Annotated in this window: 17 protein-coding genes and 1 pseudogene; 10 read left to right on the top strand and 8 right to left on the bottom strand. The window is 74.9% G+C overall.

Annotated features, from left to right (window positions below; translation table 11 throughout):
* Window positions 1-77: 77 nt before the first annotated feature.
* The gene (locus ACZ6J5_RS01030) at window positions 78-2,135 is read right to left on the bottom strand and encodes a HelD family protein (protein WP_469386365.1); all 2,058 of its coding nucleotides are present in this window, start codon (window positions 2,133-2,135) and stop codon (window positions 78-80) included.
* Window positions 2,136-2,369: 234 nt separating this feature from the next.
* Here ACZ6J5_RS01030 and ACZ6J5_RS01035 point away from each other — a divergent pair, with 234 nt between their 5' ends.
* A complete protein-coding gene (locus ACZ6J5_RS01035; RefSeq protein WP_469386367.1) occupies window positions 2,370-2,552 on the top strand; it encodes a hypothetical protein in 183 nt (60 codons plus the stop codon).
* 213 nt (window positions 2,553-2,765) lie between these two features.
* Entirely contained in the window at window positions 2,766-3,290 is a 525-nt protein-coding gene (locus ACZ6J5_RS01040; RefSeq protein WP_469386369.1) for an RICIN domain-containing protein, read from the top strand.
* Between the two features lie 124 nt (window positions 3,291-3,414).
* Here the strand turns inward: ACZ6J5_RS01040 and ACZ6J5_RS01045 are convergent, their stop codons facing one another.
* Complete coding sequence (locus tag ACZ6J5_RS01045) at window positions 3,415-5,055, bottom strand: DNA repair helicase XPB (RefSeq protein WP_469386371.1); 1,641 nt, start codon at window positions 5,053-5,055, stop codon at window positions 3,415-3,417.
* Window positions 5,056-5,194: 139 nt separating this feature from the next.
* Window positions 5,195-5,938 (bottom strand): GntR family transcriptional regulator, encoded by a 744-nt coding sequence (locus ACZ6J5_RS01050; RefSeq protein ID WP_469386372.1) that lies wholly within the window; start codon window positions 5,936-5,938, stop codon window positions 5,195-5,197.
* A gap of 247 nt (window positions 5,939-6,185) precedes the next feature.
* Between ACZ6J5_RS01050 and ACZ6J5_RS01055 the strand changes: the two genes are divergently transcribed.
* From ACZ6J5_RS01055 to ACZ6J5_RS01075, 5 genes and pseudogenes are all read left to right on the top strand, one after another.
* Window positions 6,186-7,358: an ABC transporter substrate-binding protein gene (locus ACZ6J5_RS01055; RefSeq protein ID WP_469386374.1), complete on the top strand. Its 1,173-nt coding sequence runs from the start codon at window positions 6,186-6,188 to the stop codon at window positions 7,356-7,358.
* Window positions 7,355-8,236, top strand: a complete 882-nt coding sequence (locus tag ACZ6J5_RS01060) for an ABC transporter permease (RefSeq protein WP_469386376.1) — start codon at window positions 7,355-7,357, stop codon at window positions 8,234-8,236. Before ACZ6J5_RS01055 ends, ACZ6J5_RS01060 begins: the two co-directional genes overlap by 4 nt.
* Window positions 8,224-9,090, top strand: a complete 867-nt coding sequence (locus tag ACZ6J5_RS01065) for an ABC transporter permease (protein ID WP_469386378.1) — start codon at window positions 8,224-8,226, stop codon at window positions 9,088-9,090. The genes ACZ6J5_RS01060 and ACZ6J5_RS01065 overlap by 13 nt, the downstream gene beginning before the upstream one ends.
* Window positions 9,091-9,104: 14 nt before the next feature.
* On the top strand, window positions 9,105-10,181 hold the full coding sequence (locus tag ACZ6J5_RS01070; RefSeq protein ID WP_469387398.1) for an ABC transporter ATP-binding protein: 1,077 nt from the start codon (window positions 9,105-9,107) through the stop codon (window positions 10,179-10,181).
* Between the two features lie 117 nt (window positions 10,182-10,298).
* A pseudogene (locus ACZ6J5_RS01075) lies at window positions 10,299-10,904 on the top strand (HAD family hydrolase); the annotation flags it as partial.
* A 34-nt stretch (window positions 10,905-10,938) separates the two neighbouring features.
* Here ACZ6J5_RS01075 and ACZ6J5_RS01080 read toward each other — a convergent pair.
* Entirely contained in the window at window positions 10,939-13,497 is a 2,559-nt protein-coding gene (locus tag ACZ6J5_RS01080) for a helicase-associated domain-containing protein (protein ID WP_469386380.1), read from the bottom strand.
* Between the two features lie 41 nt (window positions 13,498-13,538).
* Here ACZ6J5_RS01080 and ACZ6J5_RS01085 point away from each other — a divergent pair, with 41 nt between their 5' ends.
* Window positions 13,539-14,588 (top strand): hypothetical protein, encoded by a 1,050-nt coding sequence (locus ACZ6J5_RS01085; protein ID WP_469386382.1) that lies wholly within the window; start codon window positions 13,539-13,541, stop codon window positions 14,586-14,588.
* A 70-nt stretch (window positions 14,589-14,658) separates the two neighbouring features.
* Here the strand turns inward: ACZ6J5_RS01085 and ACZ6J5_RS01090 are convergent, their stop codons facing one another.
* Genes ACZ6J5_RS01090 through ACZ6J5_RS01100 form a run of 3 tightly spaced genes read right to left on the bottom strand, consistent with a single transcriptional unit; the run spans window position 14,659 to window position 17,701 of the window.
* Window positions 14,659-15,597: an ABC transporter ATP-binding protein gene (locus ACZ6J5_RS01090; protein WP_469386384.1), complete on the bottom strand. Its 939-nt coding sequence runs from the start codon at window positions 15,595-15,597 to the stop codon at window positions 14,659-14,661.
* The gene (locus tag ACZ6J5_RS01095) at window positions 15,594-16,703 is read right to left on the bottom strand and encodes a FecCD family ABC transporter permease (RefSeq protein WP_469386386.1); all 1,110 of its coding nucleotides are present in this window, start codon (window positions 16,701-16,703) and stop codon (window positions 15,594-15,596) included. The genes ACZ6J5_RS01090 and ACZ6J5_RS01095 overlap by 4 nt, the downstream gene beginning before the upstream one ends.
* Complete coding sequence (locus ACZ6J5_RS01100) at window positions 16,700-17,701, bottom strand: FecCD family ABC transporter permease (RefSeq protein WP_469386388.1); 1,002 nt, start codon at window positions 17,699-17,701, stop codon at window positions 16,700-16,702. The genes ACZ6J5_RS01095 and ACZ6J5_RS01100 overlap by 4 nt, the downstream gene beginning before the upstream one ends.
* Window positions 17,702-17,790: 89 nt before the next feature.
* On the opposite strand from ACZ6J5_RS01100, the gene ACZ6J5_RS01105 reads away from it, so the two are divergent.
* Window positions 17,791-18,471 carry an HAD family hydrolase gene (locus tag ACZ6J5_RS01105; RefSeq protein WP_469386390.1) on the top strand — a complete coding sequence of 227 codons (681 nt, stop codon included), beginning with the start codon at window positions 17,791-17,793 and terminating at the stop codon, window positions 18,469-18,471.
* Here ACZ6J5_RS01105 and ACZ6J5_RS01110 read toward each other — a convergent pair.
* A complete protein-coding gene (locus ACZ6J5_RS01110) occupies window positions 18,459-18,746 on the bottom strand; it encodes a hypothetical protein (RefSeq protein WP_469386392.1) in 288 nt (95 codons plus the stop codon). The two genes, ACZ6J5_RS01105 and ACZ6J5_RS01110, sit on opposite strands and share 13 nt — an antisense overlap.
* Before the next feature lie 175 nt (window positions 18,747-18,921).
* Between ACZ6J5_RS01110 and ACZ6J5_RS01115 the strand changes: the two genes are divergently transcribed.
* Window positions 18,922-19,305: a cold-shock protein gene (locus ACZ6J5_RS01115; protein ID WP_469386394.1), complete on the top strand. Its 384-nt coding sequence runs from the start codon at window positions 18,922-18,924 to the stop codon at window positions 19,303-19,305.
* Window positions 19,306-19,333: the final 28 nt, after the last annotated feature.

A 19,333-nucleotide genomic window follows, 5' to 3' on the forward strand; every position in this document is an offset into this window, starting at 1 on the left:
CCCGCCGCCGGGCCGCCCGCCGCCGGGCCGCCCGCCGGAGCCCCGCCCGCCGGAGCCCCGCCTGCCGGGAACCCGCCCTACCCCAGCTGCCCCGGCAGCTCCCCCGCGTGGACCACCGTCAGCCCCGACACCGCGCGTGTCAGCGCCACGTACAGGCGGCGCAGGCCCGTGCGCTCGTCGGGTTCGCCGTCGACCACGGCGGCGGGCTCGTCCAGGACCACGTAGTCGTACTCCAGGCCCTTCGCCAGCGACGCCGGGACCAGGGTCAGGCGGGAGGCGGCCGTGGTCTCCTCGCCGGGGGAGAGGTGGGCCAGGCCCGCCGCCTCCAGGGCCGCCGCCAGCGGCGCGATCCGGGCGTCCGCCGCGATCAGGCCGATCGAGCCCTCGTGGGCCAGCGCCGCCGCGCACGCCGCGACCACGTCCGCGTCCAGCTCCTCCGGCCCGGCCGCCCGCCGGAACTCCAGCGAGCCCGGGTTCTCCCGTACGGACTCGACGGGGGCGAGCCCCGGCGACATGTGGGGGAGCAGCCGGGAGGCGTACGCGATGACCTCGCGCGGCACGCGGAAGCCGGCCGTCAGCTCCTCGATGTGCGCCTCCGGCTTGCCCAGGTGCGCCAGGGCCTGCGCCCAGCTCCCGGTGGCCCACGGCGTGGTGCCCTGCGCCAGGTCGCCGAGGACCGTCGCCGAGCCGGTCGTGCAGCGCCGCCCGACCGCCCGGTACTGCATGGGGGAGAGGTCCTGCGCCTCGTCGAGGACCACGTGGCCCAGCGAGTGGGTGCGCTCGACCAGGTCCTTCGCCTCGTCGATCAGGACCGCGTCCGCCGCCGACCACTTCGCGGACTTCACGCTCCGCGCGGGCTTCGCCCACAGCAGCAGCTTCTGCTCCTCCTCGGTCAGGACGCCCTCGGCGTGCGCCGCGAGGAACTCCGGGTCGCCCAGCAGCCGCAGCACCAGCTTCGCCGGGTCGACCTCCGGCCAGCACTCCTTCACGACCGCCTTGACGGCGGGGGTGCGGGCGACGGCGTTCTGCACCCGGTCGTCGGGTGCCTCGCCGGCCTCCTCCATGCGCACCAGGACCGCGTGCGCGATGCGCTGCGGCAGGGCCTCGCGGGCCGCGCCGTACCGGATGTCCCGGTCGAGCAGCTCCCGGACCATCTCCTCCAGCTCGTACGCGGGCACCCGCCAGCGGCGCGAGCCGCGCACCACCATCAGCGGCTCGGCGGGCAGCGCGACGTGCGAGCGGACGGCGCGGCGCAGCACCTCCGCCATCCGGGCGTCGCCCTTGACGACGGCGGTCGCCGCCTCGTCCGTGCCGCGCACCTCGACGTGGGCGACCAGGTCGTCCACGGTCGCCTGCCGTACCTCCAGCTCGCCGAGCGTGGGCAGCACCTGCTCGATGTAGTGGAGGAAGGAGCGGTTCGGGCCGATGACGAGGGTGCCGGTGCGGGCGAGCCGCTCCCGGTGCGCGTACAGCAGATAGGCCACCCGGTGCAGGCCGACGGCGGTCTTTCCGGTGCCGGGGCCGCCCTGCACACAGACCGTGCCGGACAGCTCGGAGCGGACGATCTCGTCCTGCTCGGGCTGGATGGTGGCGACGATGTCGCGCATCGGGCCGACGCGCGGGCGCTCGATCTCCGCCTGGAGCAGCCGGCTGGTGCGTTCCAGCTCGGCCGGGTCGGACAGGTGCTCGTCCTCGTACGCGGTGAGCTCGCCGCCGGTGTAGCCGAAGCGGCGGCGCAGCCCGACGTCCTGGGGGTCCTTCCTGGACGCCTGGTAGTACGGCTGGGAGACCGGCGCGCGCCAGTCGATCACCATCGGGTCGCCGACGGCGTCGTGGACGTGCCGGCGGCCGATGTAGAAGCGCTGGCCCTCCTGCGTGGTGTGCAGGTAGTCGAGGCGGCCGAAGAAGAGCGGGGTGTCGGCGAGGTCGGCGAGGGCCTTGACGCGGTCCTCGATCTGGCGCGTCAGGATGACGGCGTTGACCCAGTTCGCGGTGACGTCCTTGATGTCGAGCGACTCGACGTCCTCGCGCATGGCGCGCAGCGCGGCGCGGGACTCGGCGAGGTGCGTCCGCTCCCGGGCGAGCGGGTCGTCGGGGGCGGCGGCGGGGGAGTCGGTGGCGGACGTTACGGACACGGTGAAGCCTCCGGGTCGGGTACGCGGACACGTCGAGGTGGCCGCCGGTTTCCGACCGGACGGCGGCGCTCCCGGGGGAGGCGGGGAAGCTGGCGAGTGTACGCCGCCGCGGCGCCCCGGGGCGAATGGCTTCGCCCGGCTCCGACCCGTAGGGGACGGGGTCCGACTCGTGGGGGATCCCGGTTCCACCCCAGGGCCGATGTGTTCCTAATGTCCGGATTCCATCATGGATACATGACCGCCACGACCCTCACCCCCGCGCCCACCGCCCCCGTCCTGCCCCGCGTCCGCCGCCTGGCCTCCGCCCCGCTGCGCGCGATACGCGCCTTCGGCGGCGCGCTCGTCGCCGTCGCCGTCCTCGGGGTGCACGACGAGGAGGCGGGCGTCCGCGCCTCCCGCCCCGCCCACCTGAGCTGAGCCGACGCCTCCGGCGCCTCCCGGCCCCCGGCCCCACGCGGCACCCCGCCCCTCCGCCGCCGCGCGCCAACTCTCCGCTCCCCGCGCCGAGATGATCTAATGACCGCGCAAGGAGACCACGGGGGGTGCGCTCCAGCGCCGCGTCTTCGGCGCGCGTGCTCCCCGCGACGTACGGCAACGCGGCAACGCGGCAACGCGGCAACGGGGGACATGATGCGATCACTACGACGCTCTTTCATCGGCGGACTCGCCCTGGCGTTCACCTTCCTCATCGGCATGGCGGCCACGCCGGCGGCGGCGATGAACGTCCAGAGAGTGGCCAACGGCTCCAGCGGCCTGTGCCTGGAGATCTACCAGCAGTCGAAGAACAACGGCGCGGTCGCCAGCCAGTGGCCCTGCAGCGACCAGCTCCACCAGACCTGGTACTTCGACCAGCAGTTCCCCGACAACCGCTGGCGGCTGATCAACAAGAACTCGGGCAAGTGCCTGGAGGTCGCCGGCTGGCGCACGAACGACGGCGCCGCCGTCGGGCAGTGGGACTGCACCGGTGGTGACAACCAGGTCTGGTACGCGATCGACTACCCCGGCGACGGGACCGGCGCCATGGCCCTCGTGAACGTCCACAGCGGAAAGTGCCTGGAGATCGGCGGCTGGAGCTCGACGTGGGGCGCGACCGCGAACCAGTGGGCCTGCCACAAGGGCGCCAACCAGCTGTGGGCCGGCGTCCCGCGGTGGTAGCGGTCCGGCCCCGGCGGGCCGGCGGATCATGAGAGAGGGCGGCCCCGTTCCCGGGGCCGCCCTCTCCCGTGTCCCTATGCCCCTATGCCCCCTATGCCCCTGCGTCCCCCGTGTCCCCGGGCCCCTACGGCGCCAGCAGCTCGCTCGCGTCGAGGATCCGGTACGCGTACCCCTGCTCGGCCAGGAAGCGCTGCCGGTGCGCGGCGAAGTCCTGGTCGATCGTGTCGCGGGCGACCACGGAGTAGAAGTGCGCCTGGTGCCCGTCGGCCTTCGGGCGCAGCACCCGGCCGAGCCGCTGTGCCTCCTCCTGGCGGGAGCCGAAGGTGCCCGAGACCTGGATGGCGACCGTGGCCTCGGGGAGGTCGATGGAGAAGTTCGCGACCTTGGAGACGACGAGGACGCTGATCTCGCCGTTGCGGAAGGCGTCGAAGAGCTTCTCGCGCTGCGCGTTGGAGGTCTCGCCCTTGATCACCGGGGCGTTCAGGTGCTCGCCGAGCTCGTCGAGCTGGTCGATGTACTGCCCGATGACGAGGATCTGCTGCCCGGCGAACTTCTTCACCAGCGCCTCGGTGACCTTCCGCTTGGTCGCCGTCGTGGCGCAGAAGCGGTACTTCTCCTCCGGCTCCGCCGTCGCGTAGGCGAGCCGCTCGGAGTCGGTCAGGTCGACGCGGACCTCGACGCAGTCGGCGGGCGCGATGTAGCCCTGCGCCTCGATCTCCTTCCAGGGCGCGTCGAAGCGCTTGGGCCCGATGAGCGAGAAGACGTCGGACTCGCGCCCGTCCTCGCGCACCAGCGTGGCCGTGAGGCCGAGCCGGCGGCGGGCCTGGAGGTCGGCGGTGAACTTGAAGACGGGGGCCGGCAGCAGGTGCACCTCGTCGTAGACGATCAGGCCCCAGTCGCGGGAGTCGAAGAGCTCCAGGTGGGGGTAGATCCCCTTCCGGCGGGTGGTGAGCACCTGGTACGTGGCGATGGTGACCGGCCGGATCTCCTTGCGGGTGCCGCTGTACTCGCCGATCTCGTCCTCGGTCAGCGAGGTCCGCTTCACCAGCTCGTGCTTCCACTGACGGGCCGAGACGGTGTTGGTGACCAGGATCAGGGTGGTCGCCTTGGCCTTGGCCATGGCACCGGCCCCGACCAGCGTCTTCCCGGCGCCGCAGGGCAGCACGACGACGCCGGAGCCGCCGTGCCAGAAGCCCTCGACGGCCTGCTGCTGGTACGGGCGGAGCGCCCAGCCGTCCTCGGCGAGGTCGATCCGGTGGGCCTCGCCGTCGACGTACCCGGCGAGGTCCTCGGCGGGCCAGCCCAGCTTGAGCAGGGTCTGCTTGATCTGCCCGCGCTCGGAGGGGTGCACGGCGACGGTGTCGGGGTCGAGCCGCGCCCCGACCAGCGGCTGCACCTTCTTGGAGCGCAGCACCTCCTCCAGGACGGGCCGGTCGGTGGTGGTGAGCACCAGGCCGTGCACGGGGTGCTTGGAGAGGGTGAGGCGCCCGTAGCGGGCCATGGTCTCGGCGATGTCGACGAGCAGGGCGTGCGGCACCGGGTACCGGGAGAACTCGACCAGCGCGTCGACGACCTGCTCGGCGTCGTGCCCGGCGGCCCGCGCGTTCCACAGGCCGAGGGGGGTGACCCGGTAGGTGTGGATGTGCTCGGGCGCCCGCTCCAGCTCGGCGAAGGGCGCGATGACCCGCCGGCAGGCCTCGGCCTGCTCGTGGTCGACCTCCAGCAGGAGCGTCTTGTCGCTTTGGACGATGAGGGGCCCATTCACGCGCGATCAGGTCCTTCCGGCTGCCGGCCGTTCCGTTAACGGCCAATCCTCCAGTCTGCCCGATGCGCGGGCGGACCGCCGCCCGATGCGGCCCGCCCGGGCGGGCTGCATCGGGCGGGAGACCGCCGGGAGACGGGGTCTACCCCGCTGTCGTCCGCGTCAGCGGGTTGTTCGCGATCGAGTTGTGGACGGTGAAGCTCACCGCGTCCGGGCGGTAGCGGTCCTCGGACCATTCGACCGGGCGGCCGTCGTGGGTCGTGGTGACGCGGCGGACGCGGAGGAGGGGGCTGGTGCGGCGGACGGTCAGGAGGGCGGCGTCGCGGGCGCCGGCGGCGACGGCGTCGATGACGTGCTCGCCGTGCGCGAAGACCAGGCCCGTCTCCTCGTACAGGCGCTGGGTGACCGAGGCGCACTCCGGGTCGAGGGCGGCGACGGTGGGGGAGATCCAGTCGGCGTAGACGCTGCGCTCGACGAGGACGGGTTCGCCGTCGAGGCCCCGGACGCGGAGCACGTTGAGCAGCGGGGTGCCCTCGGGGAGGTGGAGGCGGGCGGCGTCCTCGGCGGTGGCGGGGCGGTGCTCCTGGGTGATCACCCGGCCGGTCGCGGTGCGGCCCATGGCCTGGGCCCACTGGGCGAAGCTGCGCAGCTCGGCGAAGCTCTGGCTGCGGCGGCCGGCCAGCACGACCCGGCGGGCGCCCTGGCGGGAGCCGATCAGGCCCTCGGCGGTGAGCGCGGCCAGCGCCTGGCGGACGGTGCCCCGGGAAGCGTCGTGGCGGGCGGCCAGCTCGGCCTCGGTGGGCAGCCGGCCGCCGACCGCGTACTCCTCGCGGTCGATGGCCCGGCGCAGCTCCTCGGCGATCCGCTCGTGGCGTGGCGTCGGCATGGTTCCCCCTTCGCGCGTCGAGGGCGTCCTCAGTGCGCAGTGGCAGCAGCCTAGTTGAGCGTGTCAGTGGCCGAAAAGCGTCGCCAATGTGCAGGGAATGGCGGGCGGCCGTTCCCTTCTCGTTCATGTTCACGTCACGGACACCCGGCGTACTGGGGCCAACTTGTCCATACAAGTTAATCCCGCCGGGTTCCCACGGATCCCGGCCCCCCGCACCCCCTGGACCGACGCTCCCCCTGGAGAAGCCGTGCCCGTCCCCACGCCCCCGCCGAGCCGTCCGAGAAACGCCGCCCTCGGCGGTGCCCTCGCCGTCGTCGCCGCCCTCGCCCTCACCGCCTGCGGCGCCGCCCCCGAGAACGCCGCCGCCACCGCCGACGGCAAGAGCGCCGCCACCGCCACCTCCGCCGCCGACTTCGGCGGCATGGACGCCCTGGTGAAGGCGGCCAAGAAGGAGGGCAAGCTGCACGCCATCGCGCTGCCCCGCGACTGGGCCAACTACGGCGCCCTCATCGACGGCTTCCAGCAGAAGTACGGGATCACGATCGAGGTCGAGAACCCCGACGCCTCCAGCCAGGACGAGGTCAACGCCGTCACCTCCCGCAAGGGCCAGGACCGCGCCCCCGACGTCCTCGACCTCGGCAGCTCCTTCGCGCTCAGCGCCGCCCAGCAGGGCCTCCTCGCCCCGTACAAGGTCACCGCCTGGAACGACATCCCCGAGGGCCAGAAGGACGCCAAGGCCCGCTGGTACAACGACTACGGCGGCTACGTCTCCATCGGCTGCGACGCCAAGCGGGTCAAGAACTGCCCCACCACCTTCAAGGACCTCCTCAAGCCCGAGTACAAGGGCCAGGTCGCCCTCAACGGCAACCCCACCAAGTCCGGTTCGGCCTTCGGCGGCGTCTACGCGGCGGCCCTCGCCCAGGGCGGCTCCTTCGACGACATCCAGCCCGGCCTCGACTTCTTCGCCGCGCTGAAGAAGAACGGCAACTACACCCCCGTCGAGTCCACCCCGGCCACCGTCGAGAAGGGCGAGACGCCCATCAGCATCGACTGGGACTACCTCAACGCCGGCTACGCCGAGGAGTTCAAGGCCAAGGGCCTCGACTGGAAGGTCGCCGTCCCCACCGACGGCCGCTACGCCATGTACTACTCGCAGGCCGTCAACAAGGACGCCCCGCACCCGGCCGCCGCCCGCCTGTGGCAGGAGTACCTCTACAGCGCCGAGGGCCAGAACCTCTGGCTCAAGGGCTTCGCCCGGCCCGTCCTGATGCCCGCCCTGGAGAAGGCCGGCACCCTCGACACCCAGGCCGCGCTCAAGCTGCCCGCCGTCTCCGGCGTCCCCTCCTTCCCGACCGAGGCCCAGCAGGCCAAGGCCAAGACGACCCTCGCGCAGGGCTGGGGCAAGGCCGTCTCCGGATGACGGGCACCCTCACCGGCCCCGGGACCCGGCCGCGCCGCCGCCGCGCCCCCGCCTGGCTCGCCGTCCTCCCGCTGCTCGCCTTCACCGCGCTCGCCTTCGGCGTCCCCGCGCTCGCCATGCTCGGCGGCGCGTTCACCGTCGACGACCCGGACGGCGGCCCCGCCTCGTACGGCACGGGGAACCTCGCCACCTCCCTCCAGGGCGCCTACCTGACCGCCCTGCTCGGCAGCGTCAAGCTCTCCGCCACCGCCGCCGTCCTCGCCGCGCTGCTCGGACTCCCGCTCGCCCAGGCCGTCGTGACCTCCCGCTCCCGCGCCCTGCGCGAGGCCGTGCTCACCGCCTCCGGCGTGCTCGCCAACTTCGGCGGCGTCCCGCTCGCCTTCGCCTTCGTCGCCACCCTCGGCAACGCGGGCGTCCTCACCCGCCACCTCGGCCTCGCCGACCACGGCTGGAGCCTCTACAGCTTCTGGGGCCTCGTCCTCGTCTACCTCTACTTCCTCATCCCGCTCATGGTCCTCACCATCACCCCCGCCCTCGACGGACTGCGCGTCCAGTGGCGCGAGGCCGCCCGCAGCAACGGCGCCACCGCCCTCCAGTACTGGCGGCACGTCGCCCTGCCCGTCCTCGCGCCCAGCCTGCTCGGCGGGTTCACGCTGCTCTTCGGCAGCGCCTTCGCCGCGTACGCCACGGCCGCCGCGATGGTCGGCAGCGCCGTCCCGCTCGTCACCCTCCAGATCTCCGACGCCCTCTCCGGCAACGTCCTCGTCGGCCAGGAGAACGTGGCGCTCGCCCTCAGCCTCGACATGGTCGTCGTCGCCGGACTCGTCATGGCCGTCTACCTGCCCCTGCAACGCCGGAGCTCCCGATGGCTCGCCTGACCCCCGCCGCCGCCCGGAGCCCCCGGAGCCCGCGCTCCCGCTGGCGCCCCTGGGTCCTCGGCCTCGCCGGGCTGTACTTCCTCGTGCCGCTCGCCGCCTCCGTCGTCTTCACCGTCGACGTCCCCGGCCAGGGCCTCACCCTCGACGCCTACACGAAGATCGTCGGCACCGAGGGCTTCACCACCAGCCTGCTGCTCTCCCTCGGCCTCGCCGCCGTCACCATCGCCGTCGTCCTGCTGCTCATGGTGCCCGCCCTGGTCGCCCTGCGGCTCGGCGCGCCCCGGCTGCGCCCGCTCGTCGAGACCGTCTGCTCGCTGCCGCTGGTCGTCCCGCCGATCGCCTTCGTCGCCGGCCTCGGCACCGTCCTGAAGTGGGGCCCCGAACACCTCTCCCGGACCCCCCTCTTCCAGACCTTCGTCGCCCTCCAGAACCCGGACTTCCCCGTCGTCCTGGTCCTCGCGTACGTCGTGATGGCGCTGCCCTTCACCTACCGCGCCCTCGACGCCGGGCTGCGCGCCGTCGACGTCCGCACCCTCGTCGAGGCCGCCCGCAGCTGCGGCGCCGGCCCCGTCCGGGCCCTCGTCACCGCCGTGCTGCCCAACCTGCGCGGCGCCCTGATGAACGCCGCCTTCCTCACCCTGGCCCTGGTCCTCGGCGAGTACACCGTCGCCCAGCTCCTCGGCTTCCGGCCCTTCGCCGTCTGGATCGTCAACATCTCCGGCTCCCAGGCCCAGATGTCCGTGGCCGTCTCCGTGCTCAGCCTCCTCGTCACCTGGGTGCTGCTGCTGGCCCTCGCCGGAGCCGGCGGCCGGACCCCCGGCACCCGCCGCCGCCCCCGTACCGCCAAGGGATGACCGCCATGACCGCCATGACCGCCACGACCACCCCCAGCACCGCCACCGGCGCCGCCACCGTCGAATTCCGGGGCCTGCGACGGCGGTTCGGGCCCACCACCGCGCTCGACGGGCTCGACCTCACCGTCCGCCCCGGCGAACTGCTCGCCCTGCTCGGCCCCTCCGGCTGCGGCAAGACCACCGCCCTGCGGATGCTCGCCGGCTTCGAGACCCCCGACTCCGGCGCCGTCCTCGTCGACGGGCAGGACCTCACCCACGTCCCCGCCCACCGGCGCGACGCGGGCATGGTCTTCCAGTCGTACAGCCTCTTCCCCCACCTCGACTGCGTCGACAACGTCGCCTTCGGCCCCCGGATGCGCGGCGCCGGCAAGGCCGAACGACGGGCCCAGGCAGCCGAACTCCTCGACCTCGTCGGCCTTGGCGACAAGGGCGGGCGCTACCCGCACCAGCTCTCCGGCGGCCAGCAGCAGCGCGTTGCCCTCGCCCGCGCCCTCGCCCTGCGCCCCCGCGTCCTGCTGCTCGACGAGCCGCTGTCCGCGCTCGACGCCAAGGTGCGGCTGACCCTGCGCGAGGAGATCCGCCGCATCCAGTCCGAACTCGGCATCACCACGCTCTTCGTGACGCACGACCAGGAGGAGGCGCTGTCCATGGCCGACCGGGTCGCCGTCATGCGGGCCGGCCGCCTCGAACAGTGCGCCGCCCCCGCCGAGCTGTACGGGCGTCCCGCCACCGCCTTCGTCGCCGAGTTCGTCGGCACCATGAGCCGGATCCCCGGCCGCCTGGACGGCGCCGTCGTCGAGGTGCTCGGCCGCCGCCTCCCCGTCGACGGCGAGGCGCCCTCGGCGACGGACGTCGACGTGCTCGTGCGCCCCGAGGACCTCACCGTCACCACCGAAGGCGCCCGCTCGGCCCGGATCCTCGCCACCTCCTTCCTCGGCGCCACCACCCGGCTCACCGTCCGGCTCGCCGACGCCACCGAGGTCAAGGCGGACCTGCCGACCCACGAGGCCGCCGCGCTCGCCGCCGGCGACGCCGTCACGGTCACCCCGCGCGACCGCCCGGTGCTCGTCGCCGCCCGCGCCACCCCCTGAGACCGCGGCCCGCGCGACAACTGGACCGGTGGCGCGGGCCGCTCCCGACCCCGTAACGCAGCAGAGAAAGTGATCAGTGTGACCACCGAACTCCCCCCGCGCGCCGTCCTGTTCGACATGGACGGCACGCTCGTCGACACCGAGGGCCTGTGGTGGGAGGCGGTGGAGCAGGTCGCGGGCCGCCCGCTGACCGACACCGACCGGCCCGAGGTCCTCGGCCGCCCCGTCGAGCACACCGCCGCCTGGCTCGCGGGCCCGGACGGCGCGGCCGCCGGCCCCCTCGCCGCCGCCCTGCACCGGGAGTTCGCCGCACGGGTACGGGCCGGGGTCGAGCCCCGCCCCGGCGCCCTCGCCCTGCTGGCCGCGCTCGCCCGCGACGGCGTGCCGACCGCCCTGGTCACGGCCTCGCCCCGGACCGTCGCCGACCTCGTCCTGGACGCCCTCGGGGCGCTCGGCGCACCGGAGTTCGCCGTCTCCGTCACCGCCGACGACACGCCCCGCACCAAGCCCGAGCCGGATCCGTACCTCGCCGCGGCCCGCGCCCTCGGCGTGGACCCCGCGCACTGCGTGGCCGTCGAGGACACCCCCACGGGCGTCGCCTCGGCGGAGGCGGCGGGCTGCCCGGTGCTCGCCGTCCCGTCCGTCGAGCCGATCCCGCCGGCCCCCGGCCGGACGGTCCGCGCGACCCTGACGGGGCTGACCCCGGAACTGCTGGGCGCCGTCGGCCGGTTGACCTGAGAGCCGGGCCCCCGGGGTCCTACTCCTCGCCCTCCGCCAGCTCCGCCACACCCGTGATCCGGTGCAGCGGATACGTGCGGACCTCGTCGGCCGTGTGGTCGTAGCCGGTCACGAAGCCGCCCTCGACGCGGACCGGGGCGATGACCCGCTGGCTGGCGGCGCCCTCCGCGTTGACGTAGCCGATCCACACCGCCGAGCCGGTCATCGCCGCCGCCTGCACCGTGGCCAGCGTCTCGGCGGCCGAGGTGCGGGGCAGTTCGCCCGCCGCGAGCGGGGCGCCCGGGTCCTTGCGGACCACCGTCGCGGCCCGGTCACCCGCCCGGATCGCCCGGACCGCCGCCGTGAGCAGCGTGGCGTCCGGGGCGGGCGGGCCGTCCGGGACGGGGGCCGGGGCGGTGCGCGGCGGGGTGCGGTAGGCGTCGGCGCGGGTGATCAGGACCGTGCCCTCGGCGGACTCGGCCGCCGGGGCGTAGCCCAGCGACCGCAGCCCGTCGAGCAGCGCCGCCGGATCGGCCTGCGCCGCGAGGACGGTCGGCGCGAGCCGCCGCAGCCGCAGCGGGGCGGAGCGCCGGTCCGCGAGGATCTCGCCGAGCACCGTGTCGTCGTCGCAGCGCACGTACGCCGAGGCGGCCCCGACCCGCAGGTGCCCGTGCTTCCGGGCCACGTCGTCGATCAGGTACGACAGCGGCTGCGGCACCGGCGTGCGGGAGTGCGAGGTCAGGAAGTCGTGCAGGTCGGAGGCGGTGCGCCCGGCGTCGAGGGCGCGCCGCACGGAGCCGGGTGTGAAGCGGTAGACGGTCGCGCCGCCCTTGGACTCGACGTCGGCGAGGACCGACAGGGTGTCCGCGAGCGGCCGGCGCAGCGGCCCCGGGGCGACGGCCGTCAGGTCGGCCTGGAGCAGCACGTGGTCGACGGCCTCGGGCAGCAGCGGCGCCAGCAGCGTCGCGGCCCGCGAGGCGGCGACGGCCGGTTCGCAGGCGCCGGGGTGCGCGCTCTCGGGCGCGGCCTCGGCGAGCGGCAGGTTGAGCAGCGCGCGGGCGGGCGAGGCGAGCGCGCCGCGGCCGGTGACGCCGAGGAGTTCGGCCTCGTCGAGGGTCCAGCCGGCGATCCGGGCGCGCAGGTCGGCGGGGGTGCCGCCGCCCTCGTCCGTCGCCGCGGGCTCGGTGCCGGGGCCGCCGGTGCCGCCCCGCAGCGGCCGGTCCCAGCGCAGCCGGGCCAGCACCGAGGCGCGGTCGGCGGCGGAGCCCGGCGGGAGGGTCGCGAGCAGCCCGAGGACCCGGTGGCGCACCTCGGGGGCGGCGGCGCGGTCGAGCCCGGGGCCGAAGGCGGACAGGGCGCGGCCCTTGCCGTCGAGGGTGCCGGCCAGGCCGGAGGTGCGGGTGGCGGACAGCCAGGGGACGACGAGCCGGGCCCAGCGCTCGGCGGGCGGCAGGTCGAGCCAGTCGTCGTAGCCGGGTGTCGGCGCGTACCGCTCGTCGGCCTCGCCGTCGGAGGCGAGCAGCCCGGCCCCGTACAGCAGCTCCAGCCAGAAGGCGGCGAGCTGTTCGGTGGTGTCGAGGGCGGCGGCGGTGCGCTTGAGGTCGCGGACGGCGAGCCCGCCGGCCCGCAGCACCTGGGGGCCGCCCTGGTCCCAGGACTTCAGCAGCTCCTCGGCGGTGGCCAGCGCCGTGTACGCCTGGCCGGCCGCCGCGCTGTCCACGACCTGGGGACGGTACTCGCGGACCGTCGCCACCACCGGAGCCACCGGCTCCGGCGCGCGGTGCGCGCGCCCGCCGCGCAGGTGCAGGGCGGCCTCCCGGGGCAGCACCACGGTCCGGGTGGACACCGGCAGCAGCAGTCCCCGGTCGCGGAGCCAGCGCACCGGCGGGGTCGGATTGGCCGTCACCTCGCCGTACGGCGGGCCCCAGACGAGCCGGTCGAGGACGGTGAGCGCGTCCGGCGGCGCGGTGTCGAGCAGCGCCGCCATCCGCGTGCGGTCGGTGAAGAGACCGGTGAGGGCGGCGACGGCGGACACCGGGTCGTGCGTGCCGGGCAGCCCGGCGGTCGCGATGATCTCCTGGAGCCGCCCCGGCGACATGCCGGCGGTCGCCTCGGAGACGGTCGGGCCGAGCCCGGTCGGGGAGGGGTGCTGGGCCGAGGGGGCGAGCAGTTCGCGGGCGGTCCGCACCAGCCGCAGCCGCTCGTCGTCGCCCCAGATCAGGGCCTGTCCGCGCAGCTCGGTGACCGCGCGGGGCAGCGCCGCCTCGATCGCGGGGTCGCCGCCGTCGCCGGTGAGCAGGGCGAGGAGCACGGGGTACGGGGCGGGGTCCGGCGCCACGGCCAGCGCCTCCGCCGTCTGGAGCGCGAAGCGGTCGAGCCGTTCGAGGGCGCGGACGACGGAACCTCGGGTGCCGGCCCGGGTGGCCAGTTGCGTCAGGTCGTTCGGCACCGGCGAGAGCAGGTCCGGGCGGGCGCGCAGCAGCGCCGCGAGCCCCTCGTCGCCCCCGGCGCGCAGCGCCTCCGCGAGGGTGCGCGGCGCCGCGCCGACTGCTGTTGCCTCGGGCACGTGCGCCTCCCGGTCCCGCTCACCGATCCCCATCCGCACCACGTTAGCCCCTGCGCAGGCGCTACCGTCGTGCCGTGGGGATCGAGAACGACCGGTTGGTCTTCGACTATCTGAGCCGCGTAGGCGACCTGGCCCAGCAGCGGCGGCTGCCGCCGGCCGAGCGCCGTGAGCTGGTCACGGGCCTGCGCGACGAGATCGAACGGCGCCGCGCGGTGAAGGGGGAGCCGGTGCCGGGCATCCTCCGCGACCTGGGTACGCCGGACGAGGTGGTGGGCGGCGCGCCGAGTGACGGCCGGACCGGGCCGGGCGCGTCGCCGGGCGCGGCACCGCCCAAGACACCGCGCAAGGCACCGTCCAAGGCATCGGCCGGCACACCGCGCAAGGTACCGCCCAACACACCGCCCAAGGCACCGTCCAAGGCGCCGCCCACGGCACCGGACGCGGCCGTTCCGGCGCCGCGCCCGGCGGACTGGTGGCGTACGGATGCCACCGGAGGCATGGGCGGCCCGGACGACCCGGACGGCATGGGGTCCCCGGAGACGGGCGGGGTCACGGGCGTGCCCGGCTTCTACGGCGGGGTGGAGATCCCGGAGCTGCTGCGCCCGCCGAAGCCGGGGGAGGACGACGGGGACGACGGGGACGAGGGGGACGACGGGTACGAGGGGGACGACCGGTACGACGGGGACGGCCGGTACGACGGGGTCGACGCGCACGACGGGGTCGAGCGGGCCGGGGGGCGCGGGGCGGCCGGGGCCGAGGGGGACGGGGAGGCCGGATCGGGTCTCCGGCGCCGCGTCTCCTTCCGCCTGGGCAGCCCGCTCCCGCTGGCCGCCGCGCTGCTGCTGCTGGCGGGCGCGGCGGGCGGCTGGCTGCTGGCGGTGGCCGGAGGCTGGGCGTTGGCCTACTTCTCCCGCGAGCGCCGGGCCGCCGCGCTGGTCCTGCCGGGCCTGGCCGCCACCGGGGGCGCGGTCTGGCTGTGGGGCCGGATCGCGGGCCGCTGGGGCGACCCGGTGGCGGCGGGGAACGAGGCGCTGGGCGCGGCCCTGGCGGACACCTGGCCCTGGACGCTCCGCGCGGCCGCCGTCGCCTCGGGCCTGTACCTCCTGTGGCGCTCCCGCCGCTGACGGGGCCCGCCGACAGGCCGGCACCCTCCCGCCTGCCCTCCGGGCGACGACGGGAGCGTGCCGACAGGCCCTAGACCGGGTCCGGCGCCCCGGCAGCCGCCTCGGCGGGCTCCGCCCCGGTCCCGCTCTCCGTCCTGGTCCCGCTGCCTGTCCCGTCCTCCGTCCCGCTCTCCGTCCTGGTCCCGCTGCCCGTCCCGCCCTCCGTCCCGCTCTCCGTCTCCGTCCCGCTCCACGGCGCCCCCGGGACGACCAGCGGGGAGCCCGTCACCGGGTCCGGGACGACGACCGAGTCCAGGCCGAAGACCTCGCGTACGAGCTCGGCCGTGACGATCTCGGACGGCGGGCCCTCCGCGACCACGCGGCCCGCCTTCATCGCGACCAAGTGGTCGGCGTAGCGGGCGGCCTGGTTGAGGTCGTGGAGGACCAGGACGACGGTGCGGCCTCGGACGCGGTTGAGGCGCCGGACCAGGTCCAGGACCTCGACCTGGTGGGAGATGTCCAGGTAGGTGGTGGGCTCGTCGAGCAGCAGGAGGTCGGTCTCCTGGGCGAGGGCCATCGCGATCCACACGCGCTGCCGCTGCCCGCCGGACAGCTCGTCCACCGAGCGCTCGGCGAGGGCGGCGACGTCGGTGCGCTCCATCGCGTCGACGACGGCCCGCTCGTCCTCCGCCGACCACTGCTTCCACCACGCCTGGTGCGGCTGCCGGCCGCGGGCGACGAGGTCGCCGACGGTGATCGCCTCGGGCGCGACGGGGGTCTGCGGGAGCAGGCCGATGGACTGGGCGATCTTCTTGGTGGGGATCTTCGCGAGCTCCTGGCCGTCGAGCAGGACGGCGCCGCCCGCGGGCTTGAGGAGCCGTCCGAGGGCCCGCAGCGTCGTGGACTTGCCGCACGCGTTGGGGCCGACGATGACGGTGACCCGGCCGTCCGGGACCGCCAGGTCCAGCTCGTGGACGACGGTCCGCTCCTCGTACGCGAGGGTCAGCTCCCGCGCCGCCAGCCTGGTCACGACCTGCCTCCTACTCCGCGGCTGCGCATGATCAGCCAGATCAGGTACGGGGCGCCGACCGCCGCCGTGAGGACGCCCACCGGCAGTTCGGTGGGGGAGAAGAGCCGCCGGCCCAGCAGGTCGGCGGCGATGACGACCAGCGCGCCCGTCAGCGCCGAGCACAGCAGCGGGATCTGGGCGGTGCGGGTGGTCCGGCGGGCGATCTGCGGGGCGAGCAGCGCCACGAAGTCGACCGGTCCCGCGACGCCGGTGGCGACCGACGCGAGGACGACGCCGACCGCGACGAGCCCGAGCCGGACCCGGCCGAGCCGCACCCCGAGCGCGGTCGCCGTGTCGTCGTCGAGGGAGACCGTGCGCTGCGCGCGGGCCGCCCACAGCACGGCGGGCAGCATGACGAGGAGGGTGATCCGCAGCGGCAGCGACGCGTCCCAGCCGCGCCCGTTGAGGGAGCCGGTCATCCAGATCTGCGCCTGCTGGGCGACCAGGTAGTCGCCCTTGGTCATGAAGAGGGTGGTCAGCGAGCGCAGCGCGATGGCGAAGCCGATGCCGATGAGCACGAAGCGGGTGGCGTGCAGCCCGCCGCGCCAGGCGAACACGTACACGAGCGCGGCGGCCAGCACCCCGCCGGCGATCGAGAGGTACGGCAGGACGGTGTACGAGGCGAGCCCGAAGGTCATCGCGGCGACGGTGACCGCGCCCGCGCCCTGGCTGATGCCGATGATGTCGGGGCTGGCGAGCGGGTTGCGGGCGACGGTCTGGATGAGGGCGCCCGCGACGCCGAAGGCGGCGCCGACCATGAGCCCGGTGGCGAGCCGGGGCAGCCGCAGGTCCTGGACGACGAAGGAGGCGGGGGCGCGTTCCCCGGCGAGGATGCGCAGGACCTCGCCGGGCGCGACGAAGCGCTCGCCGACGCACAGGTACGCGACGGCGACGGCCGCGAGCAGCAGCACGAGCCCGGCGGCGACCAGCGCGGAGCGCCGGTGCACGAGGAAGGACGCGCGCCCGGCGCGTACGAGCGCGTAGCCGGCGGGGCGTACGACAGGGCGTACGGAGGGGCGCGCGGCGGTGTTCGCGGAGGGCGGGGCGGGGGAGGGGGCCGTGGTCACGCGGGCACCGCCTTCCGGCGCACGAGGGTGACGAGGAACGGCACGCCGATCAGCGCGGTCATGACGCCCGCCGGGACCTCGCCGGGCGGGAAGACGATCCGCCCGAGGACGTCCGCGACCAGCAGCATCACGGGGCCGATGAGCGCGGCCATCGGCAGCACCCAGCGGTGGTCGGAGCCGACGACGGCGCGGGCGATGTGCGGGACGGCGAGTCCGACGAAGGCGATGGGCCCGGCGGCGGCGACGGCGGCGCCGGTGAGGACGGTCGCGCCGACCCCGCCGACGACCCGGACGGTCGCGACCCGCTGCCCGAGGCCCTTGGCGACGTCCTCGCCGAGCGCGAGGGCGTCGAGCCCCCGGGCGACGGAGACGACGAGGACGGCGCCGAGCAGCAGGAAGGGCCAGATCTGGGCGACGATGTGGGCGTCCCGGCCGTCGAGCGAGCCGATCTGCCAGAAGCGGAACTCGTCGAGCGCGGACGCCTTGGTGGTGAGGACTCCGGTGGTCACCGACAGCAGCAGCGCGTTGATCGCGGCTCCGGCGAGCGCCAGCTTCACCGGGGTGGCGCCGCCGCGTCCGCGCGAGGCGACGGCGTACACGGCGACGGAGGCGACGGCGGCGCCCGCGAAGGCGAACCACACGTACCCGGTCAGGGAGTGCACCCCGGCGAAGGCGATGGCGAGGACGACGCCGACGGAGGCGCCCTGGCTGACGCCGAGGATGCCGGGGTCGGCGATCGGGTTGCGGGTGATGCCCTGGAGGGCGGTCCCGGCGAGGGCGAGCGCGGCGCCCACCATGAGGCCGATCAGGGTGCGCGGCACCCGCAGTTCCCGGACCACCTCGGCGTCGGGACTGGTGGCGCCGTGGAGCAGCGCGTCGACGACGGTGGACGGGGGGATGGCGCGGGCGCCGACCGCGAGGCTCAGCAGGATCGCGAGCACCAGGGCGGCGAGGGCCGCGCCGGTCGCGACGGCGCGCCGGGTACGTGGGGCGGTCATGTACACCCATCAGGGGGACGAGATTCGGTAAGGCTTGGCTAAGTCTCGCCCCAGTCTAGACAGCCGCCCTTTTCGAACACCCGGGCACAATGGCCCGTATGACGACGACCCCCGCGACGCCCCCCGCACCGACCCCCGCGACGCCCTCCGGGCCCGTTCCCCCGAGCCCCCTCACCGTCGGTTTCGACCTCGACCTGACGCTGCTCGACACCCGTCCCGGCATCAAGGCCGCGTTCGAGGCGCTCTCGGCGGCCACCGGTGTGGAGGTCGACGCCGACCTGGTCGTCACCCGGCTCGGGCCGCCGCTGGAGCAGGAGCTGGCGCACTGGTTCCCCGAGGAGCGGGTGACGGAGATGGCGGCCCTCTACCGGGAGTTCTACGGCGTCCACGCGATCGAGCCGACCGTCCCGATGCCGGGCGCGGTGGATGCGATTCAAGCCGTTCGCGAGGCCGGCGGCCGGACCATCGTGGTGACCGCGAAGAACGAGCCGCAGGCCAGGCTGCACTTCGCCCACCTCGGCATCGAGCCGGACGCGATCGTCGGTGGCCTGTTCGCCGAGGGCAAGGCGAAGGCGCTGCGCGCCCACGGCGCGGGGGTGTACGTGGGTGATCACGTGGGCGATGTGCGCGGGGCGGCGACCGCCGGCGCGTACGCGGTCGCCGTGGCGACCGGTCCGTGCGCCCCCGAGGAGCTGCGCGCGGCCGGCGCGGACGTGGTCCTCGCCGACCTGACGGACTTCCGTGCCTGGTGGGAGGGCTACCGGGGCTGAGCCGCCGCGGCCTGGACCGCCTTGGCGCGGCGTCGCTGGGCGCCGATCGAGCGCAGCACCCCGGCGCCGGCCACCAGGAATCCGACGCCCATGAGCATGGAGACCAGGTAGGCCACGGTCGGGAACGGCTTCGTGCCGAGGAACAGCGGAGCCACCGTGACCAGCGTCGCCACCGCGCCGACGATGAAGACGATCGCGCCGGCGCGGACCAGTCCGTCGCCGGGCGCGCTGTCGTCCGTGGCTGCCGAGGGGGCCGAGGGGGTTTCACTACGCATTCGGCCAGGGTAGTTCCCAGGCGCGGACAACAGTCCGGCGACGTCTTGTCACGGGCCCTGATCGCATTAGCCTTGGTGCCGGCGGGTCGTTCACAGGTGACCCGCTGTATCTCTTTCATCTCATTCCCGAGCCGGAATCCCGGCGCACCCATCGAGTACGAGGACGAGGACGGACGTGCCTACCGGCAAGGTCAAATGGTTCAACAGCGAGAAGGGCTTCGGCTTTCTCTCCCGCGACGACGGCGGCGACGTCTTCGTGCACTCGTCGGTGCTCCCGGACGGCGTCGACGCCCTGAAGCCGGGGCAGCGCGTCGAGTTCGGCGTGGTCGCCGGTCAGCGCGGCGACCAGGCGCTCTCGGTGACGATTCTGGACCCGACCCCGTCCGTCGCCGCGGCGCAGCGCCGTAAGCCCGACGAACTGGCGTCCATCGTCCAGGACCTCACCACGCTCCTGGAGAACGTCACCCAGCAGCTGGAGCGCGGCCGGTACCCCGACAAGGCGCACGGCGGGAAGATCGCCGGGATGCTCCGCGCCGTCGCCGACCAGCTCGACGTCTAGGGCCCGCCCGGCCCTGGTCCTACCGCCG

This window comes from Streptomyces sp. NPDC042100, from assembly GCF_055582325.1.

What these genes read in the sequence shown, in the direction of transcription:
- ACZ6J5_RS01065 (WP_469386378.1), top strand. Translation starts at nt 8,224, where the DNA reads ATGGCTCGCCTGACCCCCGCCGCCGCCCGGAGCCCCCGGAGCCCGCGC.
- ACZ6J5_RS01035 (WP_469386367.1), top strand. Translation starts at nt 2,370, where the DNA reads ATGACCGCCACGACCCTCACCCCCGCGCCCACCGCCCCCGTCCTGCCC.
- ACZ6J5_RS01110 (WP_469386392.1), bottom strand. Translation starts at nt 18,746, where the DNA reads ATGCGTAGTGAAACCCCCTCGGCCCCCTCGGCAGCCACGGACGACAGC.
- ACZ6J5_RS01100 (WP_469386388.1), bottom strand. Translation starts at nt 17,701, where the DNA reads ATGACCGCCCCACGTACCCGGCGCGCCGTCGCGACCGGCGCGGCCCTC.
- ACZ6J5_RS01105 (WP_469386390.1), top strand. Translation starts at nt 17,791, where the DNA reads ATGGCCCGTATGACGACGACCCCCGCGACGCCCCCCGCACCGACCCCC.
- ACZ6J5_RS01040 (WP_469386369.1), top strand. Translation starts at nt 2,766, where the DNA reads ATGCGATCACTACGACGCTCTTTCATCGGCGGACTCGCCCTGGCGTTC.
- ACZ6J5_RS01080 (WP_469386380.1), bottom strand. Translation starts at nt 13,497, where the DNA reads ATGGGGATCGGTGAGCGGGACCGGGAGGCGCACGTGCCCGAGGCAACA.
- ACZ6J5_RS01050 (WP_469386372.1), bottom strand. Translation starts at nt 5,938, where the DNA reads ATGCCGACGCCACGCCACGAGCGGATCGCCGAGGAGCTGCGCCGGGCC.
- ACZ6J5_RS01070 (WP_469387398.1), top strand. Translation starts at nt 9,105, where the DNA reads ATGACCGCCACGACCACCCCCAGCACCGCCACCGGCGCCGCCACCGTC.
- ACZ6J5_RS01060 (WP_469386376.1), top strand. Translation starts at nt 7,355, where the DNA reads ATGACGGGCACCCTCACCGGCCCCGGGACCCGGCCGCGCCGCCGCCGC.